The sequence below is a fragment of the Trichocoleus sp. ST-U2 genome (genome assembly GCF_039961875.1).
Lineage (GTDB): Bacteria > Cyanobacteriota > Cyanobacteriia > Cyanobacteriales > FACHB-T130 > FACHB-T130.
Map to the genome: position 1 here is coordinate 80,455 of NZ_JAMPJY010000016.1, position 21,226 is coordinate 101,680.

Here is a 21,226-nt window from a genome sequence, read left to right on the forward strand (position 1 = left end):
ATTTTTAATTCATCTACCTTAGACTTCAATATCATGCAACAAACTGCCCTAAATCTAATTGCCATTGGCGTCTTTGCAATGACGCTTTCTAGCTTGTTGGGGCCAATGTTGAACATATCACCGACAATCCCCGCGATCGCAACGATTAGCATTCTGGGACTGGCAACCCTAGATACCTTCAGCTTCCAAGGCAAAGGGAGCACAATCCTTTTGGAGTTGTTTGCAGGTGCTGACTCCAAATACCGCGATCGCGTATTGCGGCATGAAGCCGGTCATTTCCTCGTCGCCTACTTACTCGAAATTCCCATCACTGGCTACACGCTCAGCGCCTGGGAAACCGTTAGACAAGGAAATCCTGGGCAAGGTGGGGTGATATTTGATACCCAAAAATTGCAGCAAGAAATGACAACCCCTTGGGAGATGCAAGTCATCCTGGATCGATTCTGCACCGTCTGGATGGCAGGCATCGCCGCCGAGATTTTGGCATACGGTAGCGCCGAGGGAGGCGCAGAAGACCGGCAAAAAATTAGAGAGGCGCTGACACAGTTAGGACGGCAGGAAAGCGGCGCTCAACAGAAAGAGCGTGCCAGTGCGCTGCAAGCACGTACCCTGATTGAGGAAAACTATCCCGCCTACGAAGCCCTGGTAGCGACGATGGAACAACGTGCTTCAGTTGAGGAGTGCTATCAGGTGCTTGGGCAATATACTGTTAGAAGTTAGCCGTTCCTAATAGTAGTCATTAATCAATTATAAATTTATAGAATTAATGGGAAGTTTTTGTCTTTGCCTCTTAGATTTTACCTGGTTTTTTCTGGTATAATAAGATTGATAAGGAAGAAATAGGCGGTAATAATTTTATGAAACAGATTTATATTATCTAAATATACCCTTTTTAGCTCAAACAAGTAGTAATTTCCAATACACTTCTCGTTGTTTTAACAGAGAAAAATTGAGCCGGAGAGTTTCTACCTTTTCCGCAATTCGGAATTATTCGCTAACAACTCGATTGCGACCATCAGATTTGGCTTGCAGAAGGTTTTGGTCAGCACGTTGTAGCAAGTTTACTCCTTTAATATCGTCCGTCGCATTCAGGGTGCCTGTCCCCAAACTGATCGTAATTGTGAGTGACAGGGTGGGATTAATTCTGAAGGGTTGTTCGCAGATCAGGCGACACAGACGGTGGGCTACCACTGGAGCCTCTTGAACATCTGTGTGGCTGAGAATTACAACAAATTCCTCGCCCCCGTAGCGGAAGAGAGTGTCTTGAAATCGCAGGTTGTGTTGCAGACGAGCGGAGAGTAGTTGCAGGACGCGATCGCCGATCAGATGCCCGTAGGTGTCATTAATAGACTTGAAATAGTCTACATCTAGCATTACCAAACTCAGCGGAATTAAGCGACTCCGAGCATTTTGAATCTGTCGGGGCAATTCCCATTCCAAGGCGCGACGATTATTCAGTTCCGTCAGCGGGTCAGATAGCGCCATTGTTGACAATAAATCATTGGTTCGCATCAATTGACGATAGTTTTGCACCTTGCGTAATCCCATCTGAATTTGTGCTGCCAGTAAGCGATCTTGCAACCCAATCTCCTCTTGTGCAAGGGCAGCACTCCTTCTTCTGACTGGGGCAATTTGCAAGTAAGCATCTGCTCCTTTTTCTAAAGCTTCTGCCATGAGTGCCAACTTTCGGTGTCGATCGGAAAGTGTTTGCTCGTGGGCAAGTTCCGGTCGGTCTTCTATCAAGATGCAGTAAATCCCCGCTAATTGGTTATGTTGTTTGAGCTGATAACAGAATTCCAAACTGCCCTCCAGACTTGCCTGCAAAATTAAGATATAGGGCAGTCGCTTTTCCAGCAGTGGGATGACTTCATCTAGCTGGGAGGCAGCTTCAACTGCGCCACCTACTAAAGCAGCAATTCGCGTCAGAAATGTTGCCAGAAATGCATCAGTTCCAACAACTAGAACAAAAGCATCCATTAGCGTAGGTATTCCGGAAGAATCAAGACTCTTTCCCTGTTGACGAAACGTGAGAATTTCTACCACTAGAGTTTTTATGGAGCAACGAAGGAGACGAATGGATAGATGACCCTAGACTGGATGAGCGTGTAGATTGTGGGGCGAAGAAGCGATCGCTCTAGCGGATGCCGCTATACGAGGCTTCTGGCTGCTATGCCATTGAACCGGGTAGCACTACCAAACTCTAACCCGATCGTTGGCACCGACACACTCTGTTACATTCTCAGTTTGCTACAAGTATTAGAGATGGGTATTCCGTTGGCGGTAGAGAATTTTACAAAATCTTCATAAAACTGCCACACTACCCAAATGCTTGAACAACCTGCGAGCAGATTCTTCTTTATGCTGGCAGATAATCGGTATATGTTACCACTCTTGAGAAAGGAAGCGTAAAGCGAGCGATCGCATCCCCATTTGTCAAGAACAGAGGGATTCTCCTTTGGAGACGCTACGCGATCGCGCCTTTTTGCAGCCGATTCATCTGTGATTTCTTGATTCACTACGAAGTCAGTAACCAGACAAAAGCCAGTTAGATTATTACCTAACTGGCTCAAAATTAACCCTAGTAATGCAGAGTATGGTTATTGATAACCTTCAATCGTGTGACCTGCCGCCACGATTGCTTGTTTGATTGTTTCTTCCGAAGCTTGAGCTTCCACTGTCACCGTCTTGGCTTTTACATCCACGTCCACCTTGGCGTCGGGTTCCATCGTATGGATCGTGTCGGTAATCGTTTCTGCACAGCCATTACAGGCGATAGTGGGAACTTTTAGTTGAAGTGCCATAAATTCAATTCAAGTCAATTAAGTTTGCAAGTGTGCGACTCGAGAAGCCTTTATTTTACCGTTGACACAGTGTCGGATAAATCAGCCTGCTGAGCGATAATGCAGATTCGGCATTCTGGCGCGATCGCGTTAGTCTAGCGCTGACTTGTCAATTCGCATCCTCGATAAAAATTCCCCTAAAAACATTTTTGGGCTTAGTCGAGTGCGACTAAGCCCGTTAGATCGAAAGGATTGGTTTTCTCAAAAAATGAACTTCAACAACTAGGGTGGACAAGTTTGGCAGCTTCACCTTTACCTTTAGTGTTCCAGCATAGTCCAGTCTTCCCAGACTTTGGTTTGGCTTTGCACCAGCTTGGCTTTTTGCCCCTTCAGTGCTTTTTACCACTACAGTCTATGCTTGGTTGGTTCTTGCTGCTCTTGGGTAACAGACCGGGGACACCGCGTCTATGTTTCCCATTCCGTTTTTCATCTGCCTCCTTGTTTTTCTAACTTCCTGGTGTCCACTATTAAAGTTAGCACCCCATTTTGGAGCAAAGTCTCCAATTTTACCAAACTTGACAAGTCTTTAAATACAGCAAATAAGCGTTAGTAAAGAGAAACAATTTCCCTGCCTTGCAATGCCTGAACGAGAAGGGCTACAACAAGGCATAAACAAATGTAAAAATAGATAAAGTTGACCGATACCAAGCCCTTGTAAATTCCCATGTCTTCTTCCTCCCAGTTCCTTAGCGGTAGCGAAATTCGGCAAAAATTCCTCGACTTCTATGCCCAGCGAGGACATCAAATTTTGCCGAGTGCTTCCTTAGTGCCAGAAGATCCCACCGTACTGCTAACGATCGCCGGGATGCTGCCTTTTAAGCCGATATTTCTAGGACAGCGATCGCCTGAATTTCCCCGCGCCACCACTTCGCAAAAGTGCATCCGCACCAATGATATTGAGAATGTAGGACGGACTGCCCGACACCACACCTTTTTTGAGATGTTGGGTAATTTCAGTTTTGGGGATTATTTCAAAGAACAAGCGATCGCGTGGGGTTGGGAACTGTCAACACAAGTTTTTGGTTTACCCCCAGAACGCCTTGTCGTCAGTGTCTTCCGGGAAGATGAGGAAGCTTATACGATTTGGCGGGATAAAATTGGCGTTCCCGAAGCCAGAATCCAACGCATGGGAGAAGCAGATAACTTCTGGGTATCTGGTCCCACTGGTCCTTGCGGTCCTTGTTCGGAAATTTACTATGATTTCCACCCAGAACGCGGTGATGACAAGATTGATTTAGAAGATGACACCCGGTTCATCGAGTTCTACAACCTGGTGTTCATGCAATACAACCGGGATGCAGAAGGCAACCTAACGCCGCTGCAAAATAAGAACATCGACACGGGGATGGGACTGGAACGGATGGCGCAAATCCTCCAACAGGTACCTAACAATTACGAAACTGACCTGATTTTCCCGATCGTCAAAACTGCATCTGAAATCGCCGGAATTGATTACGCCAACAGCGACGAGAAGACGAAAGTTTCCCTGAAGGTAATTGGGGATCACGTCCGTTCCGTTGTCCACATGATTGCCGATGAAATTCGCGCATCCAATATTGGACGGGGGTATGTGCTGCGGCGCTTGATTCGGCGCGTGGTGCGTCACGGACGACTGATTGGCATCCAAGGAGAATTTACGCCGCAAGTGGCGGAGACTGCGATCGCGCTTTCCGAGTCCGCTTATCCGATTGTCCGTGTGCGAGAAGCACAAATCAAAGCGGAACTGCAACGAGAAGAATCTCGCTTCCTCAAGACACTGGAACGAGGCGAGAAACTGTTGTCAGAAATGATTCAGCGGGTGAAGCAGGAAGGTAAAACTCAGATTGACGGGCGAGACGCCTTTACTCTCTATGACACCTACGGCTTCCCTGTAGAACTCACTCAGGAAGTTGCAGAGGAAGAAGGACTAACGGTAGACGAGTCAGGCTTCAATGCGGCAATGGAGGAACAGCAAACGCGATCGCAATCCGCCCACGAAACCATCGATCTCACCCTACAAGGTTCCCTAGATAAGCTAGCCGAACACATTCATAGCACCGAGTTTCTGGGTTATACCCAACCTTCCAGCCAATCGCAAGTAGAAGTGATTCTTGTAGAAGGCAAATCTGTCGAAGCGGCGGAAGCGGGAACACAAGTGCAGATTGTCCTGAATAAGACGCCATTCTACGCAGAATCGGGCGGACAAATTGGCGATCGCGGTTATATCTCCGGCGATTCCGTTTTGGTACGAGTTGAAGACGTTAAGAAAGAATCCGATTTCTTCGTCCATTTCGGTCGCATTGAACGCGGTACGCTGCGGGTAGAAGATGCTGTAACTGCCCAAATTGACTTGTCTTGTCGCCGTCGCGTGCAAGCGCATCATACCGCAACGCACCTGCTGCAAGCGGCGTTGAAGAAGTTTGTCGATGAGTCGATTACTCAGGCGGGTTCTTTGGTAGCCTTCGATCGGCTGCGATTTGATTTCAACTGTCCTCGTCCCGTGACATCCGAACAAGTACAACAAATCGAAGAGCAAATCAATACTTGGATCGCGGAAGCGCATCCCGCCGAAACCGAAATCCTGCCAATCGCGGAAGCCAAAGCGAAAGGCGCGATCGCGATGTTTGGCGAAAAATACGGCGATGAAGTGCGGGTACTAGATGTCCCAGGAGTTTCGATGGAATTGTGCGGCGGTACTCACGTTCACAATACTGCTGAAATCGGGCTATTTAAGATAGTCTCCGAGGCGGGTGTTGCTTCCGGGGTGCGGCGGATCGAAGCAGTGGCAGGACCAGCGGTTCTGGAATACTTGAATGTCCGGGAGAAAGTAGTTAAAGATTTGAGCGATCGCTTTAAAGTCAAACCCGAAGAACTCCCCGACAGAATTACTAACATCCAGAACGAATTAAAGGCATCTCAAAAGCAGCTAGAAGCATTAAAGGCAGAACTCGCCTTCGCGAAATCTGACCAGTTACTCAGCACTGCTGAAACAGTGGGCGATTTCAAAATTTTAGTTGCCGAATTGGGCGATGTTGACGCAGAATCTCTAAAAAATGCCGCTGAAAGATTACTGCAAAAATTGGGGAATGGTGCCGTATTCTTGGCATCAATTCCCGAAGCAGATAAAGTAAGTTTAGTCGCACATTTTAGCCCAGAAGTCAATAAGAAAGGATTGCAAGCTGGAAAATTCATCGGCGCGATTGCTAAAATCTGCGGCGGCGGCGGCGGCGGACGCCCCAACCTGGCGCAAGCTGGCGGACGCGATCCCAGCAAGCTGAAAGAAGCCTTAGAAAGCGCTAGAACTCAGTTAAAGTCGGGTTTGGGCGAATAGAAGGAAGCGATCGCGTCTTTAATTGAAAGGGATGCGATCGCTTCCTTTGATTAGACCTCAGTCTTACCACTACCACCCGACAAATCAACAATTTACCTGATTGCAAAATCCACTTAGGTGGCTTCAGTCTCGACTACCAGGACAAGAACGGACAGCTACGCACCATACCCCTCTACTCACAGCTAAAGCCCACAATCGGATTCTGGACACAACCCTATCTATAGGCGTTCTAGGACTGCTGTCGTACTTGGCGCTATAGGGCTTTTGTGTCTATTTAGTCATCCAGTCACCTTTGCGTTGCATCGAGGCGGTAGCACAGAAACACTTTGAGGGCAGAATGTGGGGGTCAAACTCAGTTGCACTCAGCCTTGAGCCAGTCTTAGCTTACAAATTTCCTCTGGTTTAAGTTACTTTTAGGTGTAGCGTGTCAGTAACAGCATCGCTGACCGCTCATTCAGGGGCATGAAACTACGCGAGAAAACACTGCTGACGATTGGCGTTACCGTCGTAAGTTTGATTGGGGTTTTGTATGTCACCTCGTCAACCATTCTGCTGAAAGGCTTCGCCAAATTGCACGAACGGGAGGCTTACCGAAACGTTCAACGAGTTCGGGATGCTTTCTCGAACTACCTGAGTGAGTTCAGCGTTCTAAACGACCAATGGGCGATGTGGGATGACACCTATGACTTCATCAAGGATGGCAACCCCCGCTACATCGATCGCAATCTGAATGATATTTCCTTGCGATCGCTCAGATCCGACTTAATCCTATTTATCAATTCCTCTGGTCAGCTGGTTTTTAGTCAAAGCTTCAACCTGAAGCAGCGCAAAGCAATCCCCACTCCGAAGGAAATCCAGGCATACTTAGCGGCTAACACAAGCCTGCTAAAGAACTCTGAACGACTTGACCACTATGTTGGCATCGTTCTGTTGCCCCAAGGGCCAATGGCGATCACCGCAGGGCCAATTCTCAATAGCCAGGGTGAAGGGCCTAGCCGGGGAACGCTGATCTTAGGGCGTTACCTGAATACTGAAAAAGTCAAGGCTTTGAGTGAGTTGACCCATTTGCCCATCACTATGTACTTGGCAAGCGATCCGCAACTACCTCCCGACTTCAAATTGGTGCGTCCGGCTTTGTCCAAAATGCCCGATAAGTCTTCTTCGATTCTGGTGCGATCGCTCAGCAATGGCGGGATGGTGGGATATACCCTACTGCGGGACATTGACGGAAAACCCGTAATGCTGTTGCGAGTTGATATGCCCAAAGAATTTTATCAACAAAGCCAACTTCTTCTGACTGATCTGGTAGTGTCGCTGGGTATATCTACTTTGGTCGTGGGGATCGCGTTCACCGGAGCAACTTTATTTCTGTTAGAAAAATTGCTTCTGTCTCGGCTAGCTTATCTCAGTACGGAGGTTCGGAGCATTGGTACTAAAGGCGATCTGTCAATGCGCGTCTTAATCGCTGGCAGAGATGAATTGTCGATCCTGGCTCGTACAATTAACTGGATGTTAGAAGCTTTAGAGTCATCTTTAAAAGAACTAAAAGCGGAGCAAAAGAAGGCGGAGAGGCTGCTACACAATATTTTGCCCCAAGCGATCGCCGACCGATTAAAAAAAGAACAGGATACTATCATTGCCGATAACTTTGCCGAAGTAACGGTTCTATTTGCAGATATCGTTGGTTTTACTCAACTGGCTGCTCATACATCACCAGTAGAACTAGTCAACTTGCTCAACCAAATATTTTCTGCGTTTGACCAACTCGCTGAACAACATGGTTTGGAAAAGATCAAGACCATTGGGGATGCCTATATGGTGGTTGGCGGTTTACCTATCCTTCGCACGGATCATGCAGAAGCTATTGCCGAAATGGCGTTAGATATGCAAAAGGCAATTGACCGATTCAATGCAGTGAATGGCGAAGAGTTCAACATCCGAATTGGCATTAACACTGGCCCGGTTGTTGCTGGAGTCATTGGTTTGAAAAAGTTTATCTATGATTTATGGGGAGATACAGTTAATACCGCCAGTCGCATGGAATCCCACGGAGTCACAGGTTCTATTCAAGTTACCGCCGCCACTTACCAGCTTTTACAGGACAAATATCAATGGGAAGAGCGGGGTGCAATCCAGGTGAAAGGAAAGGGAGAAATGATGACTTATCTACTCATCGGCAGAAAAACAGAAAAACTGCTAGTGTGAGCTAGAAGTTTATAGATATCGCTGTTTAGAAAGGCAAAACTTTATGGGTCGGTTAAATCCTTACACGCTACAGATGCAGATTACCCGGATGTTCCAAGACGGGCAATCTATCTTCGCCCCAGTGAAGGTGCAGGATTGGCTGCGAGAGCGCAATCACGATCCAGCCGAATATGATATTCTCTTCCATCAGCAACCCGCGCCGCCGGGAGCCAAAGAAGCGATCGCTATTCAGATTGAGTTGCGCCGCAAAGATGGACAGCCGGTCGATCCGTGGCTCCAACAAGAAGTCAACCGCCACGCTTAACGCTGTTTAATGCACTAACTTGTCAACCAAATTTTTCAGCCAAAATAGATGGGTTGTAGAGACACGATTAATCGTGTCTCTGCTTGACCGCCTACCACCCTAAAAAATCTGTTTCAATGTACGTATTTTAAGAAGAATCCCCTTTAATTTCATAAACAAATCGCAGTATAGTTGTTGTGTAATTTGTTATTAAATATAACCAGTTAAATTTATTGAAATTATTTTAATTGAAAGCAAACAGATTTTCTAAACTTACGCTGAGGGGTGACACGCGCCTCAGGGAGCAATGGGTATGAAATCAAATCAGCGTTGGGTTCTAGGTTTTATTCTTTATTTCGGAATTTTACTGACAATTTTTGTTTCTGCTTATTTAGGAATTGTGCCAGTCAAAATTTCTGCCATTCCTTTTTATGACACAATTGGACATTTCATTTTATTAGGATTTGCCAGTTACTTAGGTCAGAAAGCTTTAGGGAACCGGGTAATTAATATTTGGTCTCGTTCCATAAGCCTACCACTATCACCAATTCTGATTAGTATCTTTGCTTTATTTGATGAGAGTCTACAAGCCCTCTCACCGCTTCGTTCCTCCACCTTGTCTGATCTCGCTGCCAACCTAATCGGAATTTGGTTCTTTTACTGGCTAGCATCGTTAAAGTAGAGCCTGGGAATCGTTTTTTGGAGTTGGTTACATCCTGAGCATTTGGATTTACTAGAGATTGATGGCGTCGCCGATGCTACGATGATTCGGCGGCTTTCTCAACGCTTGGTACGCGACGACTGGGCAGAAGTTATTGACATGAGCATGGGAGAACAGAGATTACTTCCCTTTTCACCGATCTCTATCTCAAGAAGTATTCACTTAAAGTAATTCAGTTTATGTGTATCTACAGACTTAAGCCCAAGGGTTAATGACAGGCAATTCCTGTGGATTTAACCTTAATTTAGATGGCTTTAGACGATACAAATATAGTTCTACACAGTCCAAGTTTTTACAAAATAATCATTAGAAAGCTTACTATTCTCTTCTGGAGCTTTCAGCGACTTAGTGTAGCAAAAAAGTAAGTCTAAAGAGAAGACATTGGAATAAAATTAACTAAAAAATTCTGAAAATCAAGGTTCACGCGGAGGTTTAATATGTCTTATCGCTACAACCAAAATAAAGCTCCCTTTGTGAGAATCGTCTACTCAAAGGTTAATGTAAACGGAAAAACTGAACTGGTGCCGCTGGAGTTATACGCAGATGGCTCTCTTAAGAGAGCTATCTGAAGAGAAAATACGATCTGCAAATATAAAAAAATTCTGTTTCCCGATTCTGTACCAAAGTTCGGGAATACTCTACAATACAGCGAATAAGTTAGCGTTCATAGTCTTGAAACGACAGAGCTGCTATGGCTGGTGTAAAGCCTTACCAAAATTCGATGCTATTGGAGAAACCCGAACATTTTCCCGTCCTGGGAGTGCCCGTTCATCTGTTAGAAGACTATTCTAAGTGGCTAATCTCGCGCCTACATGAGAAGGTAGGCGGTCATGTCGTTACGCTAAATGCGGAAATGGCGATTCAGGCAGAAGACAACCCCAGCCTTGCGGGGATCATCCAGCAGGCTGAACTGGTGATTCCGGATGGAGCTGGGGTTGTCCTTTATTTGCGGCTAAAGGGTAGACGCCTGAGACGCTGTCCGGGAATTGAGTTGGCAGAGTCACTTTTACAGGAAGCTGGGCAAATGGGGAAGCTTTGCCCGATTTTTTTCTATGGTGGGGCACCGGGAGTTGCGCAAGCAGCAGCTGCGGTTTGGGAGGAACGAGTGCCGGGAATTGCGATCGCTGGGAGTCAACACGGCTACCTCTTACCCGAAGCAGAACCAGAATTTAAGACAACCCTGCAAACTCTCCAACCCCGTCTGATATTCGTGGGTTTAGGCGTTCCCCGTCAGGAATTATGGATTGCCCAAAACCGACACCTGTGTCCCGAATCGATTTGGATTGGTGTCGGCGGTAGCTTTGATATTTGGGCTGGAATTAAATCCAGGGCACCCGCTTGGTTGCGGGATAATCATCTGGAATGGCTTTATCGCTTGTATCAAGAACCCTGGCGCTGGCGAAGAATGATGGCTTTACCGCAATTTGCCTTGCGAGCTGTGGTAAAAAGTTATGAGTTTTGAATTGTTAATTGTTCATTGAAGTTGCCATGAACGATGAGCGATTAGCTATTAGCCCTTAGCATTACGCACTGATAACTTTTATATGACCACAGCTTCTGCTCATCCCAGCATTGGCAAAGATCGCCGGAGTGACGCACGGGACGCCAATTACTCAGCCTCCTCAGCAGTCATGGTGAAATTGCGGGAAGTGACAAAAATTTATTCCAATGGCAGCCGTGGGTTATTGGATGTGAATTTGGAAGTTAAGCGAGGGGATTTCTTGTTTGTTACCGGGCCTTCTGGTTCTGGTAAATCAACACTCTTAAAGCTGTTGTATGGGGAAGAACGCCCCACGGATGGCGAGGTCATGGTCGATAACTGCAACGTGGCGCAGTTGCGGGGTCATCGCCTGTCTTTGCTGCGGCGGCGCATCGGCGTTGTTTTTCAAGACTACAAACTCATCCCCCGCCGGACAGTAACGGAAAATATTGCTTTTGTACTGTGGGCGCAAGGCTTCACGCGCAAGGAAATTGAGCGCCGCCTTCCTCCAACGCTGAAATTAGTCGGGTTGCAGCATAAAGCGGATTGTTTTCCTGAAGAACTCTCTGGTGGAGAGCAACAGCGCGTCAGTCTTGCTCGCGCCATTGTCGGAACGCCGCCGCTGTTACTGGCAGATGAACCCACTGGAAATCTCGATGCGGATAACTCGGCATCGGTGCTGAGAATTCTCCAGAAACTCAACGCCTTCGGTGCGACTGTGATGGTGACAACGCACGACGAACGCTTATTGCGGATGGCGAATCGACCTGTGGTGCAAATCCGTGAGGGGCAAGTCAAAATCAGAAATTAACCAGAAATGAATAATTCTTCTGTTTAATTTTTTACTGGGCGCTTCTTACCAAAATCACGGTGCTTTTCACGCCACGCGCGATCGCTTCGGGGATATTTCCCTTCATCACCTGCTGCAATAGCCCTTCCCGACTAGCACCCAATATCACCACATCGCAGGCGTCAGCTTGCGCTAGATCGATCACGGCATCCGAGACAGAACTGGAACGAAGGGGAATCGCCGTCACGCTTGCACTCAGTTGGCGGCTGAGGAACAAGGCTGATTTTTCTAACATGGCGGTGTCCGGCAAGAGGGTGGAAGGATGGAAAACTTGGGCTAGCTCAATTGCGGGTGTCTTACTCAGACACATCAAAGCGGGTAGGAGTTGCAAAGCTTGCTGGGCGTTGGGACCACCAGCAATCGGAACCAGCCAGCGATTGAAGCAGAGGGACACGGTGGGTGAGTGGGTGCCGATGCGATGCCGGGGTGCCAGGATGCGGGGCGGCCGGGGAGAATTGGCAGCGATATGCGCCCTGATGCCTCTGCTTCTCGGCTCTTCTACACCTGGAGTCTCTTCGCCCATTTTCACCAGCACCACCTCGCAGGGAGCCTGCCGGATGATCGTGTCTACCACATCGCCAAAAACTCGACCGGGCGTGATGCTGGTGCCTTTCCAGCCCATCAGCAGCAAATTAATGTGACGCTCGTTAATGGTTTCCAGAATCGCTGGAGCAACATCATGAGACACGCGGATCTGAGTGTGGACGGGAATTTGCCAATCTTGCCCCAGTTTTTCGGCATGACGGAGCAGCCGACGACTTTTGGTAGTGCTGACGGGCGTTTGAGCAGGGGCACTGTTGCGGGGAACCGAGATAACCTGAAGACATTCGATTTCGTAGTTGCGATCGCGCGCAATTGCAGCTGCCATTTGCAACAATGCGGGTGCGGTTTGCGGGTTGGCGATGGTAACGAGCATTCGTCCGCTTCCCACTGCCGGAGAACGAGTTTGATAAACACAGTAAGAAGGCTCCGGACGCGGGCCAATATTCACCGATTGACCGTTCAGCTTATCTGCTTGCGCCCGAATAATATCAGCACGGGTAATAATCCCAATCAGCTTGCGCCCTTCCGTCACTGGCAACCGACTGAGTTGATAGCGATTGAGTAAATAGAGAACATCACCCAAGGAGTCGGTAGGGTTTACCGCCATCGGCTTCGGGGTCATGATTTTGCTCAAAGGGGCGTTCCCTGGTAATCCCCGTTGGGCAATTCCAGCAAGGTCAGTTTGGGTAATAATCCCAACCAGTTTCTCCTTATACACAACCGGAAAGCCGCGATGATGGGAGCGAGAGAAGGCTTGCACGGCTTCATCAAGGGTCATATTGCTGGTTAAGGTTTCGACTCGGCGCTGCATCACGTCTGCCGCCTTCAGCATCGATAAGAGTCCATCGGTAGTTGGCTTTTTCTCTAGTTCAATCCCATTCCACTTCAGCAGGCGATCGTAGAGTGACCCCCTAACTATCTTTTCTGACACCAGGTAAGCAACAACAGACCCAATCATCAGCGGCAGAACAAGATTGAAGTCCATTGTCATTTCAAAAACGATGACAATAGCGGTGATGGGCGCTTTGGAGACGGCACTAAAAAATGCCCCCATGCCAGCGAGGGCGTAAGTAGTCGGTGAACCCACTGCCAAGGTTACCTCCTGCACGAACCCGACCAGATAGCCAAGCCCAGACCCCAGAATCAGGGAAGGCGCGAATAACCCGCCAGGGGCACCAGAACCACAGGCGACGAGCGTGAGTATATACTGAGCCACAAAAGCGATCGCTGCCATTTCCCAGCTCACTCCACCTGCCAGCAGGGACTCTCGCAGCCCGGTGTTGTCTCGAAATGTTGAGGGGAGAAGGGCGGTTACGATACCAGAAATTAATCCAGCCAGCCCAATTCGCAGCGGTAGAGAAAGTTTGAGGCGGCGATAGAAGGCGAGGGAAGTAAAAATTCCTTTCCCAAACATTGCCCCCAGCACCCCAGCCAAGGCTCCTAACAACAGGTAAAAAGGAATCTCTTGGGCAAAAAAGCTAGTCTGAGATTGGCTAATATCGAGGTTGAGGTCAAGGCTACGACCGCCCAGCAGCCGCGACACAACCGCACCGATAAAGGATGCGAGAATGGCTGTGCCCAAGGTGAGGTCGGATAAATCTTGGAGGAGTTCTTCGACAATAAACAGCACACCGGCAATCGGTGCATTGAAACCAGCCGCTAACCCAGCACCCGCACCAGCGGCAATCATCTGGCGGCGATGGTCGGGCGAAGTAGGAACCCAGTGGCTGAATTGAGCAGCAACGGCTGCACCGATATGCACGGTTGGCCCTTGACGCCCCAAGGTGAGTCCGGAACCCAGAGCAATAATGCTGCTGGCTAACTTCACGAGGGCAACTCGTAAATTCAGGGCGATGGGGAATTGAGAAAGGGCAGCTTTAACAAAAGGAATGCCGCTCCCCGCTGCTTCTGGTGCCAGACGTTCGACTAGGAAGCCGGAGAGGAGTCCAAAGGATAAACCAATGGCGGGTAATGCGAACCATGCAGGGAGAAAGTGGGAAGCATGAACTCGCCATGCACCCAAGGTCCCGACGCCGACTTTGAACAGAACTGCGGCGAGTCCCGATACTAACCCAATTAGACAAGCTTCAGCGATCGCTAAACGCCGTCTGGGTTGTAAGAAAGCTTTGACCTTGGATTTGGGAAATTTGAGTCTTGAGTGTAAAGACAAAACTTGAGAACTTAACACTCTCAAATAATTCATAAGTCATTCAACATTTTGCCCTCAACTCATTTCATGGCTAATGGCTAATGGCTAACGGCTAACGGGCAATTAGCCAGTCTTCGATTCGGATTAACTCAGCATTTTGCCGGTGACAGACAGCCCTTCCACAATCAGAGATGGGGTATAGACCGAACCATTCCACTCGGCGTCGCCTCCCAATGCCACTAGCTGCTTGAGGGCTGCGTATACGTTACCTGCCACCATCGTATCTTTTACCCTGCCGACCACCTGACCGTTCTTGATCCGGTAGCCCAGGTCAACGTTAATCGAGAAGTCCCCCGAAATCCCAGAACCGCCTCCCAGCATCTGATCTACTACCAGCCCATCACCCATCTGCTGCATTAAGCTCAGCAGATCCCCAGTTCCCGGATGAATCAGCAAATTAAATAGCCCCGGTGTCGGGTAACTACCTAAACCGGGACGAAACCCGTTTCCAGTAGTCCCGCTACCCAGCTGGCGTCCGGTCGTGCGGTCGGTATAAAACAGCTGCAAAATGCCGTCTTTGATAAATTCCAGATTCCGCGTGACCGTGCCTTCATCATCAAAAGGACAGCTAAACGGCCCAGATTCTGGGTTTTGGGTAATGGTGAGGGCTTTTGAAGTCACGGGTTCGCCCAAGCGATCGCTCCACGGCGAAGCCCCCTCAAGGGTTCGTTTCCCATTCAGTGCAGCTGAGAGGGTTCCCCAAAGCATATCCGCTGCTTTGGCGGTAAATAACACGGGCACGCGACCGATGGGGGGTGAAATGTTTTCTTTCGCCCACGCTAACCGCTGCAAAATTTGGTTTGCCAAGGCGACCGGATCGAGGCTATCCCGCTGGGTTTGTCCATCGCCAACGCTCAAGAAATCATCCCCCCGTACCCATTCGGCTGCCAGATAACAGCTGAGGGTCGTATCGGTATAGCGACAATCCAATCCTTTGGTGTTGACAAGGCGCGTCGTTTCTGCTTCGCATTCCCATTGAGCGGTGCAGAGGACTTCTGGGTAGGCATCTCGGACGAGGGCGATCGCTTCTTTGCCCATTAATATCAGCTCCTCGACGGGCATAAACTCGCCCAAGTCGGGATACTTAGATGCCCGCCCCTCAGTCAATTCCACGGTTTCCACTCCGTTGAGTGCCGACAAAGCGATCGCTCGATCTACCAGTGCTTGCGGTTCCACAGGGCCATAAGCAACGGCTAAACCCGGACGCCCTTCTCGCCACAGCCGCAACGCCGTCCCTTCTGATTGGGCACTTTCCAGTTGTTTGAGCCGGTTGGCTTCAAAAAAAACTGGACGAGAAAGCGATCGCGCTTGATAAACCTCCGCTGCCTCGGCTCCAGAACGAGTGGCTAACTCCAATAACTGCTCTGCTAGCGTCTCTTGTGGTAAATCGTTAAAACCCATATTCTGACCGTGGAATTTATTGATGGAACCGCCAAGACGCCCTCATAAAGTCAAAGTAGAAAGTGCGAAATTCTGTCGCTCAGTCTCAACATCCGCGCTTTTACTCCGACTTTTATGCTTGTCTGAGAGCCTTTTTTGATGTCTTTGTCTTCTATTCTCCCAGTCTGGTTGCGAAACCGAAAGATTTACTTTGGAATCAATTTAACTCAGAGGCAATTCTTGCATTAGCCAAAAACCCGCAAAGGATTCTGATTGCGGATCGGACTGAATCGCTAAAAAATGCAACATCCCAGCTTTTCGCTTGGCGTCCTCAAAGTTTTCGGCTTCCGTCAAAGTTTTTGAATCTTTGATACTTGCCAAAATCCAGCTATTACTCTCACCCGTCTCTAAAAGCAATCTAGGCGGTGTGTTCCGATTAAATTTCAGGAACGCCGGTTCAATTCCCGACATCCAGCCAGCCATCGGTACTGCTCTGGGAGAGAAAATCACCACCCCTGGAATCTGCGTCTCCGGTAGCAAAGGCGCGAAATCTCCTAATCCAATAAGTGGAAAAGCTTCTCGAAAGCCGATGTCCCACTCGTGCATTTCCTCAAAGGCTTCCGCTGACAAGGTTACAAATGCCCACTTTTGCCCAACCAGCGCATCCGGTAAAGGTTGGGGCGGCTGGGGTTGGTATTGGACAGAGGGATTCGGGGCAACTCCTTGGTAGCCTGGTTGCTGGGGATAAACGTCCTGCATCCGCTCTTGCAGCCACCGATACAGTGTAAAAGTTCGACGGCTCAGCTGAGCGGAAATGCCCAACTCATCGCAGGCTTTCACAATCATTTTGGTCATCGGGCGGCGGAAGAAGCGGATTTTTTGAGGAGGTTCAGCTGCCCTAGCGATCGCTTCTTCCAACGTCGTTCGCAGCCAGATCGAATTTACCGTGCTATTGGGGCAAAACTCGGCGTAACGAAACAGGGACTCAGGTTTGGTGCGGATATCCAATGGACTTTCGCACACCAATAATTCCCAAATCTTTTTCTGTTGTTCGTCCAAAATTGGACGCGAATAAAAATCTAATTCCCAAACTGTTCCCATGCCGCGCCGTTAAAATCTGGTCACTTCCTTCATAATACGTTTGAAGCATCCTTTTACTCATGATTTACATCGACGGTTCCTACGGAGAAGGCGGCGGACAGGTTTTACGGACTTCCCTCAGCCTGGCGGCGATCGCAGGTCATCCGATCCGAATCGGGCGGGTTCGGGCGGGACGCAAAAAGCCCGGACTCGCTGCCCAACACTTAACGGCTGTGCGTGCCACTGCTGCCATCTGTGGAGCGAAAGTGCAAGGGGATACGTTGGGTTCAACGGCTTTAGAGTTTATTCCGGGTGATTCAATCCAACCGGGAAAATACACGTTTGATGTTACCGAAGCACAAGAAGGCGGTTCGGCGGGTGCTGTCACTTTGGTTTTGCAGACAATTTTGCTGCCCTTAGCGATCGCGCAGGGAGAATCGCAGGTGACGCTGCGCGGCGGCACCCATGTCGCCTATAGTCCCGCTTATACCTACATCGAGCAAGTCTACTTGCCTCTGTTACGTCAGATGGGAGTGGAAGCTGAGGTGAGGATACGCAGTTGGGGGTGGTATCCCCAAGGCCAAGGAGAAGTGGAACTTCGCGTTAGCGGTAGGGGCGTTAGGGGTAAGAACAGGGAAATCCAACCATTGCGAGGGATTAGCCTTCTGGAACCTGGAGAATTTCAGCAGGTGCGGGGGATTGCTGTGGTGACACAACTTCCTTCCCACATTCCCCAACGGATGGCTAGCCGCGCCGAGAATGTGTTGCATCAGGCAGATCTCAAAGCCACTGTCCAACCCTTACGGGAAAGGGGTATCGCACCGGGGGCGGGGATTTTCCTCACCGCTGAGTACGAGAATAGCAAGGCTTTCTTTGGTGCTTTGGGACGTCTGGGACTGCCAGCTGATAAAGTTGCCGATATGGCTTGTCAGGAGTTGCTGGATTTTCATAACACTGGCGCACCCGTCGATGTACACCTGGGGGATCAGTTGCTATTGCCAGCGGCTTTAGCTGACTCGACGAGTCAATACCGAGTGGCGGAGATTAGCACCCACCTAACGACCAATGCGTGGGTGATTGAGCAGTTTGGCTTGGCATCGATAACGATTGATGAAGTCGATCGTCGGGTGACGGTAACACCCAACCCTGATAGATGAGTAGGGATAGTTAGCGATCGCTTCTAAATTTCCAGTTAATTTAAACACGACAACGGCTCCCATACTGCTAATATTGCCCTCATCGCCGCAGACTTTGATGTTCACTGCTGCAACAAAATGGACTAATGGCTGACCTACCTCCTTCATTGCCACCAGGGTGTGTTCTCCGACCAGCCCGTGCGGAAGAAAAATGGTTAATTCAGCAATTATTATTAGAATTCACAAAATCTGAGGCTTTAAAATTTGATTTGAGAGTTTTATCTTTCAATTTCCTAATTTTGATTGCCTTGACTTTTTTCATGCTGGCAATCATACAAATTATCAAAATTCTTGCTTCTAATTTCATGCTCGGAATTCTTTTGTTTCTTATCCTTTCACTTCTTTTTATTGTTACTCTTTGTTTAGCAGCTTCCTTTATTCTATTTTTCTTCTCAATTTTTACCTATGCTTTTGTCAATTGGTCGCGGTTCTGGGTCATTGAATGTAATGGAAGCTTAGTAGCTTGCGGTGAAATAAACGGCTACAGTACGCACTCTATGCTGTATTACTTATTTGTGAAACCTGTTTGGCGCAGCCAGCACCTGGGTTCCTATCTAGTGAAGCGTCTTGTTCAAGAAGCGACCCATCCCCTCTATTTAGTCTGTAAGCCTAAATTAGTACGATTTTATTCGCAACTTGGCTTTACGATTGTTCCTTGGCAAGAAATCTCACAGCCTCTCAAATCAAGTTTTCACATTTTCCAACTAGATACCCTAATTAGTGGAAATGTTTGGACAGTTATGCGGTATCAAAGTTAGAAAAATCAGGGATTTTTGTAAAATCCCTGATTTTTGCGATTGAATTCTTAAGGAACATCAATCGGAATCAAGGCATTTTCAGGCACATAGCTACTAAACCGTTCGCCATCCGCTAAGATAGCTACCATCCGCAGCGGAAAATCTGGACCGATTTGCAAATCTGCCCAAGGAACTGCCACTTCCAAACACTTATTTAAACCCACTTGAGCGCGGCTAAACCGAGGATGCCACTTGAGATGTTCCCCAGCCTCCTCAAACTCAATCGTGTGAGTCAGTAAGTTAATCCCTAAATGGTGGTGGAACAGATAGTTCAGTGGCGCTTCGTCAGGTAAATTTTCCAGCGGAATGGGGCTATTGTGCATTGTTTGGTTGGGATAGAACCACAGCAAATGCAACTCTGGCGGACAGCCTTTACCCGGTTGAATGCCGGTCTGGAAGTCCAGCCGTAGATAGAAGTTAAGGTGATCCACGCCGTACCAAAGACGCTGAATGGCACTGCTCTTGTGCATCGTACCCCGCGATCCGCCCACATCAATCCGACCAGCGCGATCCCAATCCTGTTCGTCACCCAGTCCATCGATGGTGGGATGAATAAAGCCTTGGGGTCGATGGTCTCCCCGCGCTTCGTGAGCTTCTACGGGTTGGCGCAAGTTCGACGGGATCGGCTCATTTAAAGCTTGGTAAATCGCACACAGGTGTTCCCGGAACAGCTGGTCGAACATGGCATCTTGGTTTGAGGAATGACCTTCGCCAAACCACCAGAACCAATCGGAACCTTCTGCGGCGTACAAAGCTTCCCAAACTTCTGGATTGTTTTCCTCGGTTGCTTCTGGATGGCTAGCCAAGACTTTCCGCGCATCTTCTAAGAGATCCCAGGCGCGATTTTTGGCAGGATCGCCAATCCAAGTTGTAAAGCTGCCATCGACCCAAGAGCCGCTGTGCAGCTGCTCGGCGGGGATGGTTGCCTTGGGAGGGAACTGGTCTAGAAATTCCGAAACCGTGACCAATTTCAGCTCTGAGTGGTCGCTCAGCGTTTGATAAAGAGCTTCTAAGAAGGGCTTACCATCCAGATGGTAGTGTTCCCAACAGTTTTCGCCATCAAGGGCAATGTTGACCAGCCACGGTTGTTCTAGGGCTGTACCGCCTCCTTGCTGGCGGTGTTTCAGGGTGCGAGCGATCGCTTCCAAATGCCCGACTAAGTCGGCGGCGGCGCGGCGCGGTTCCATCGCTCCATAAGTAAAGCCAATTAAATCTGATAATCGGTGATCCCGAAACACGATCGCTAAGTCGCCGAACTCGGTTTGCAGCCGATAAGGTTGATATAGTAATTCGGGTTCGTAGACATTCCCCGCGCCGTCTCGATGGAAAAATTGCTTCTTAGACCAACCTAAGACGGCTTCATCCGAGCAGATCCACTTATATCCTTGCTTGGCGATATAAGGCAAAATTTCGGGGCTAACCGATTGTTCTGAAGGCCACAAACCACGCGGTTCTTGCCCAAATCGATCTTTATACATATCCCAAGCTTTTTGGAGATGTCTGGGGATATCTTCAGCCCACTGGAAGCGCTGCTTCGGCAAGGTCATGTTGGGCACCGCCACCCGACCGGAGTTGGTATCGTTCAGTAAGGGCAAAATTGGGTGCGTGTAGGGCGTTGTCGATACTTCCAGTTGCCCCGCTTCTTGCATCTGCCGGTGCTGCGGAATGATGCGACTCAAGATTTCTCGTTGTTTAGAGAAAATTCGCTGGCGATCGCTTAAAGTAAAGTTTCTTCCCTGCTTCAACCAGCCCTCAATCTCTGGATCGTCCCAAAACAAAGGATCGATCCACGCCAGATTATGCCAAGCGAGCAAATCGCTGTAATCTTGCGGATTCCAATTTGTCCAACACCATTCTTCCCCCTTTTCTTGACGTTGCCCGTACAGTTCTCCGTAGCGAGGATGAGGGTCAATTAAAGTATGGTGATTGGCATCAAAAAAATGCTCAATAATAAATCTTTTTTGTTCATCACTCAGTTGCTGTTCCGGCGTCAAAGCTGCTGCTAAGTACGGGTCCATCGCCGTGCCAGCAACATAATCCTCTAACTGCAAAATCAAAGATGGCACGAGATTAACCGTTTGATGCAGCTTCGGATAACGAGCCAGCAGCAGCACTAAATCTAGGTAATCTTTCGTCCCATGCAGCCGCACCCACGGTAAACGATACTGATTGACTGCGCGGCTTTTGTACAGAGGTTGATGTTGATGCCAGATGAAAGAGATATAGAGAGGATGGGGCATAGGAAAAGTAAATAGTAGAAACTAAAAAGGCAAAAGAAATATCTGTTTTATTTCTTTTGCCTTTGGCTTTGAAAAGACTGGTTCAATTAAAC

At 48.6% G+C, this 21,226-nt stretch carries 15 protein-coding genes; 9 read left to right on the plus strand and 6 right to left on the minus strand.

What is annotated here, in order from left to right; genetic code table 11:
* Positions 1–33 precede the first annotated feature (33 nt).
* The gene (locus NC996_RS13140; protein ID WP_190682465.1) at positions 34–720 is read left to right on the plus strand and encodes an ATP-dependent Zn protease; all 687 of its coding nucleotides are present in this window, start codon (positions 34–36) and stop codon (positions 718–720) included.
* 267 nt (positions 721–987) lie between these two features.
* Here the strand turns inward: NC996_RS13140 and NC996_RS13145 are convergent, their stop codons facing one another.
* A complete protein-coding gene (locus NC996_RS13145) occupies positions 988–1,977 on the minus strand; it encodes a diguanylate cyclase (RefSeq protein WP_190682468.1) in 990 nt (329 codons plus the stop codon).
* A gap of 620 nt (positions 1,978–2,597) precedes the next feature.
* The gene (locus NC996_RS13150) at positions 2,598–2,801 is read right to left on the minus strand and encodes a heavy-metal-associated domain-containing protein (RefSeq protein WP_190411340.1); all 204 of its coding nucleotides are present in this window, start codon (positions 2,799–2,801) and stop codon (positions 2,598–2,600) included.
* Positions 2,802–3,504: 703 nt separating this feature from the next.
* Between NC996_RS13150 and alaS the strand changes: the two genes are divergently transcribed.
* From alaS to ftsE, 6 genes are all read left to right on the plus strand, one after another.
* Positions 3,505–6,150, plus strand: coding sequence for an alanine--tRNA ligase (gene alaS / locus NC996_RS13155; RefSeq protein WP_190682474.1), 2,646 nt, complete (start codon positions 3,505–3,507; stop codon positions 6,148–6,150).
* Positions 6,151–6,612: 462 nt separating this feature from the next.
* Complete coding sequence (locus NC996_RS13160) at positions 6,613–8,355, plus strand: adenylate/guanylate cyclase domain-containing protein (protein ID WP_190682476.1); 1,743 nt, start codon at positions 6,613–6,615, stop codon at positions 8,353–8,355.
* Positions 8,356–8,398: 43 nt separating this feature from the next.
* Complete coding sequence (locus NC996_RS13165; protein WP_190428755.1) at positions 8,399–8,659, plus strand: hypothetical protein; 261 nt, start codon at positions 8,399–8,401, stop codon at positions 8,657–8,659.
* Positions 8,660–8,951: 292 nt separating this feature from the next.
* Positions 8,952–9,320, plus strand: coding sequence for a VanZ family protein (locus tag NC996_RS13170; protein ID WP_190682479.1), 369 nt, complete (start codon positions 8,952–8,954; stop codon positions 9,318–9,320).
* Between the two features lie 760 nt (positions 9,321–10,080).
* On the plus strand, positions 10,081–10,821 hold the full coding sequence (locus NC996_RS13175; RefSeq protein WP_190411358.1) for a WecB/TagA/CpsF family glycosyltransferase: 741 nt from the start codon (positions 10,081–10,083) through the stop codon (positions 10,819–10,821).
* Between the two features lie 169 nt (positions 10,822–10,990).
* Positions 10,991–11,650 (plus strand): cell division ATP-binding protein FtsE, encoded by a 660-nt coding sequence (gene ftsE, locus NC996_RS13180; RefSeq protein ID WP_190411357.1) that lies wholly within the window; start codon positions 10,991–10,993, stop codon positions 11,648–11,650.
* Between the two features lie 31 nt (positions 11,651–11,681).
* Here the strand turns inward: ftsE and NC996_RS13185 are convergent, their stop codons facing one another.
* The 3 genes from NC996_RS13185 to NC996_RS13195 form a co-directional block, all read right to left on the minus strand.
* Positions 11,682–14,435 (minus strand): chloride channel protein, encoded by a 2,754-nt coding sequence (locus NC996_RS13185; protein ID WP_190411334.1) that lies wholly within the window; start codon positions 14,433–14,435, stop codon positions 11,682–11,684.
* Positions 14,436–14,525: 90 nt separating this feature from the next.
* Positions 14,526–15,842 (minus strand): TldD/PmbA family protein, encoded by a 1,317-nt coding sequence (locus NC996_RS13190; RefSeq protein ID WP_190411333.1) that lies wholly within the window; start codon positions 15,840–15,842, stop codon positions 14,526–14,528.
* A 201-nt stretch (positions 15,843–16,043) separates the two neighbouring features.
* Complete coding sequence (locus tag NC996_RS13195) at positions 16,044–16,922, minus strand: Tab2/Atab2 family RNA-binding protein (RefSeq protein WP_190682482.1); 879 nt, start codon at positions 16,920–16,922, stop codon at positions 16,044–16,046.
* A gap of 59 nt (positions 16,923–16,981) precedes the next feature.
* Between NC996_RS13195 and rtcA the strand changes: the two genes are divergently transcribed.
* Together rtcA and NC996_RS13205 are read left to right on the plus strand one after the other, a co-directional pair.
* A complete protein-coding gene (gene rtcA, locus NC996_RS13200; RefSeq protein ID WP_190682484.1) occupies positions 16,982–18,058 on the plus strand; it encodes an RNA 3'-terminal phosphate cyclase in 1,077 nt (358 codons plus the stop codon).
* 125 nt (positions 18,059–18,183) lie between these two features.
* Positions 18,184–18,855 (plus strand): GNAT family N-acetyltransferase, encoded by a 672-nt coding sequence (locus NC996_RS13205; protein WP_190682488.1) that lies wholly within the window; start codon positions 18,184–18,186, stop codon positions 18,853–18,855.
* 47 nt (positions 18,856–18,902) lie between these two features.
* Here the strand turns inward: NC996_RS13205 and NC996_RS13210 are convergent, their stop codons facing one another.
* Positions 18,903–21,134 carry a glycoside hydrolase gene (locus NC996_RS13210; RefSeq protein ID WP_190682491.1) on the minus strand — a complete coding sequence of 744 codons (2,232 nt, stop codon included), beginning with the start codon at positions 21,132–21,134 and terminating at the stop codon, positions 18,903–18,905.
* Positions 21,135–21,226: the final 92 nt, after the last annotated feature.

What these genes read in the sequence shown, in the direction of transcription:
- NC996_RS13140 (WP_190682465.1), top strand. Translation starts at nt 34, where the DNA reads ATGCAACAAACTGCCCTAAATCTAATTGCCATTGGCGTCTTTGCAATG.
- NC996_RS13145 (WP_190682468.1), bottom strand. Translation starts at nt 1,977, where the DNA reads ATGGATGCTTTTGTTCTAGTTGTTGGAACTGATGCATTTCTGGCAACA.
- NC996_RS13150 (WP_190411340.1), bottom strand. Translation starts at nt 2,801, where the DNA reads ATGGCACTTCAACTAAAAGTTCCCACTATCGCCTGTAATGGCTGTGCA.
- alaS (WP_190682474.1), top strand. Translation starts at nt 3,505, where the DNA reads ATGTCTTCTTCCTCCCAGTTCCTTAGCGGTAGCGAAATTCGGCAAAAA.
- NC996_RS13160 (WP_190682476.1), top strand. Translation starts at nt 6,613, where the DNA reads ATGAAACTACGCGAGAAAACACTGCTGACGATTGGCGTTACCGTCGTA.
- NC996_RS13165 (WP_190428755.1), top strand. Translation starts at nt 8,399, where the DNA reads ATGGGTCGGTTAAATCCTTACACGCTACAGATGCAGATTACCCGGATG.
- NC996_RS13170 (WP_190682479.1), top strand. Translation starts at nt 8,952, where the DNA reads ATGAAATCAAATCAGCGTTGGGTTCTAGGTTTTATTCTTTATTTCGGA.
- NC996_RS13175 (WP_190411358.1), top strand. Translation starts at nt 10,081, where the DNA reads ATGCTATTGGAGAAACCCGAACATTTTCCCGTCCTGGGAGTGCCCGTT.
- ftsE (WP_190411357.1), top strand. Translation starts at nt 10,991, where the DNA reads ATGGTGAAATTGCGGGAAGTGACAAAAATTTATTCCAATGGCAGCCGT.
- NC996_RS13185 (WP_190411334.1), bottom strand. Translation starts at nt 14,435, where the DNA reads ATGAATTATTTGAGAGTGTTAAGTTCTCAAGTTTTGTCTTTACACTCA.
- NC996_RS13190 (WP_190411333.1), bottom strand. Translation starts at nt 15,842, where the DNA reads ATGGGTTTTAACGATTTACCACAAGAGACGCTAGCAGAGCAGTTATTG.
- NC996_RS13195 (WP_190682482.1), bottom strand. Translation starts at nt 16,922, where the DNA reads ATGGGAACAGTTTGGGAATTAGATTTTTATTCGCGTCCAATTTTGGAC.
- rtcA (WP_190682484.1), top strand. Translation starts at nt 16,982, where the DNA reads ATGATTTACATCGACGGTTCCTACGGAGAAGGCGGCGGACAGGTTTTA.
- NC996_RS13205 (WP_190682488.1), top strand. Translation starts at nt 18,184, where the DNA reads ATGGCTGACCTACCTCCTTCATTGCCACCAGGGTGTGTTCTCCGACCA.
- NC996_RS13210 (WP_190682491.1), bottom strand. Translation starts at nt 21,134, where the DNA reads ATGCCCCATCCTCTCTATATCTCTTTCATCTGGCATCAACATCAACCT.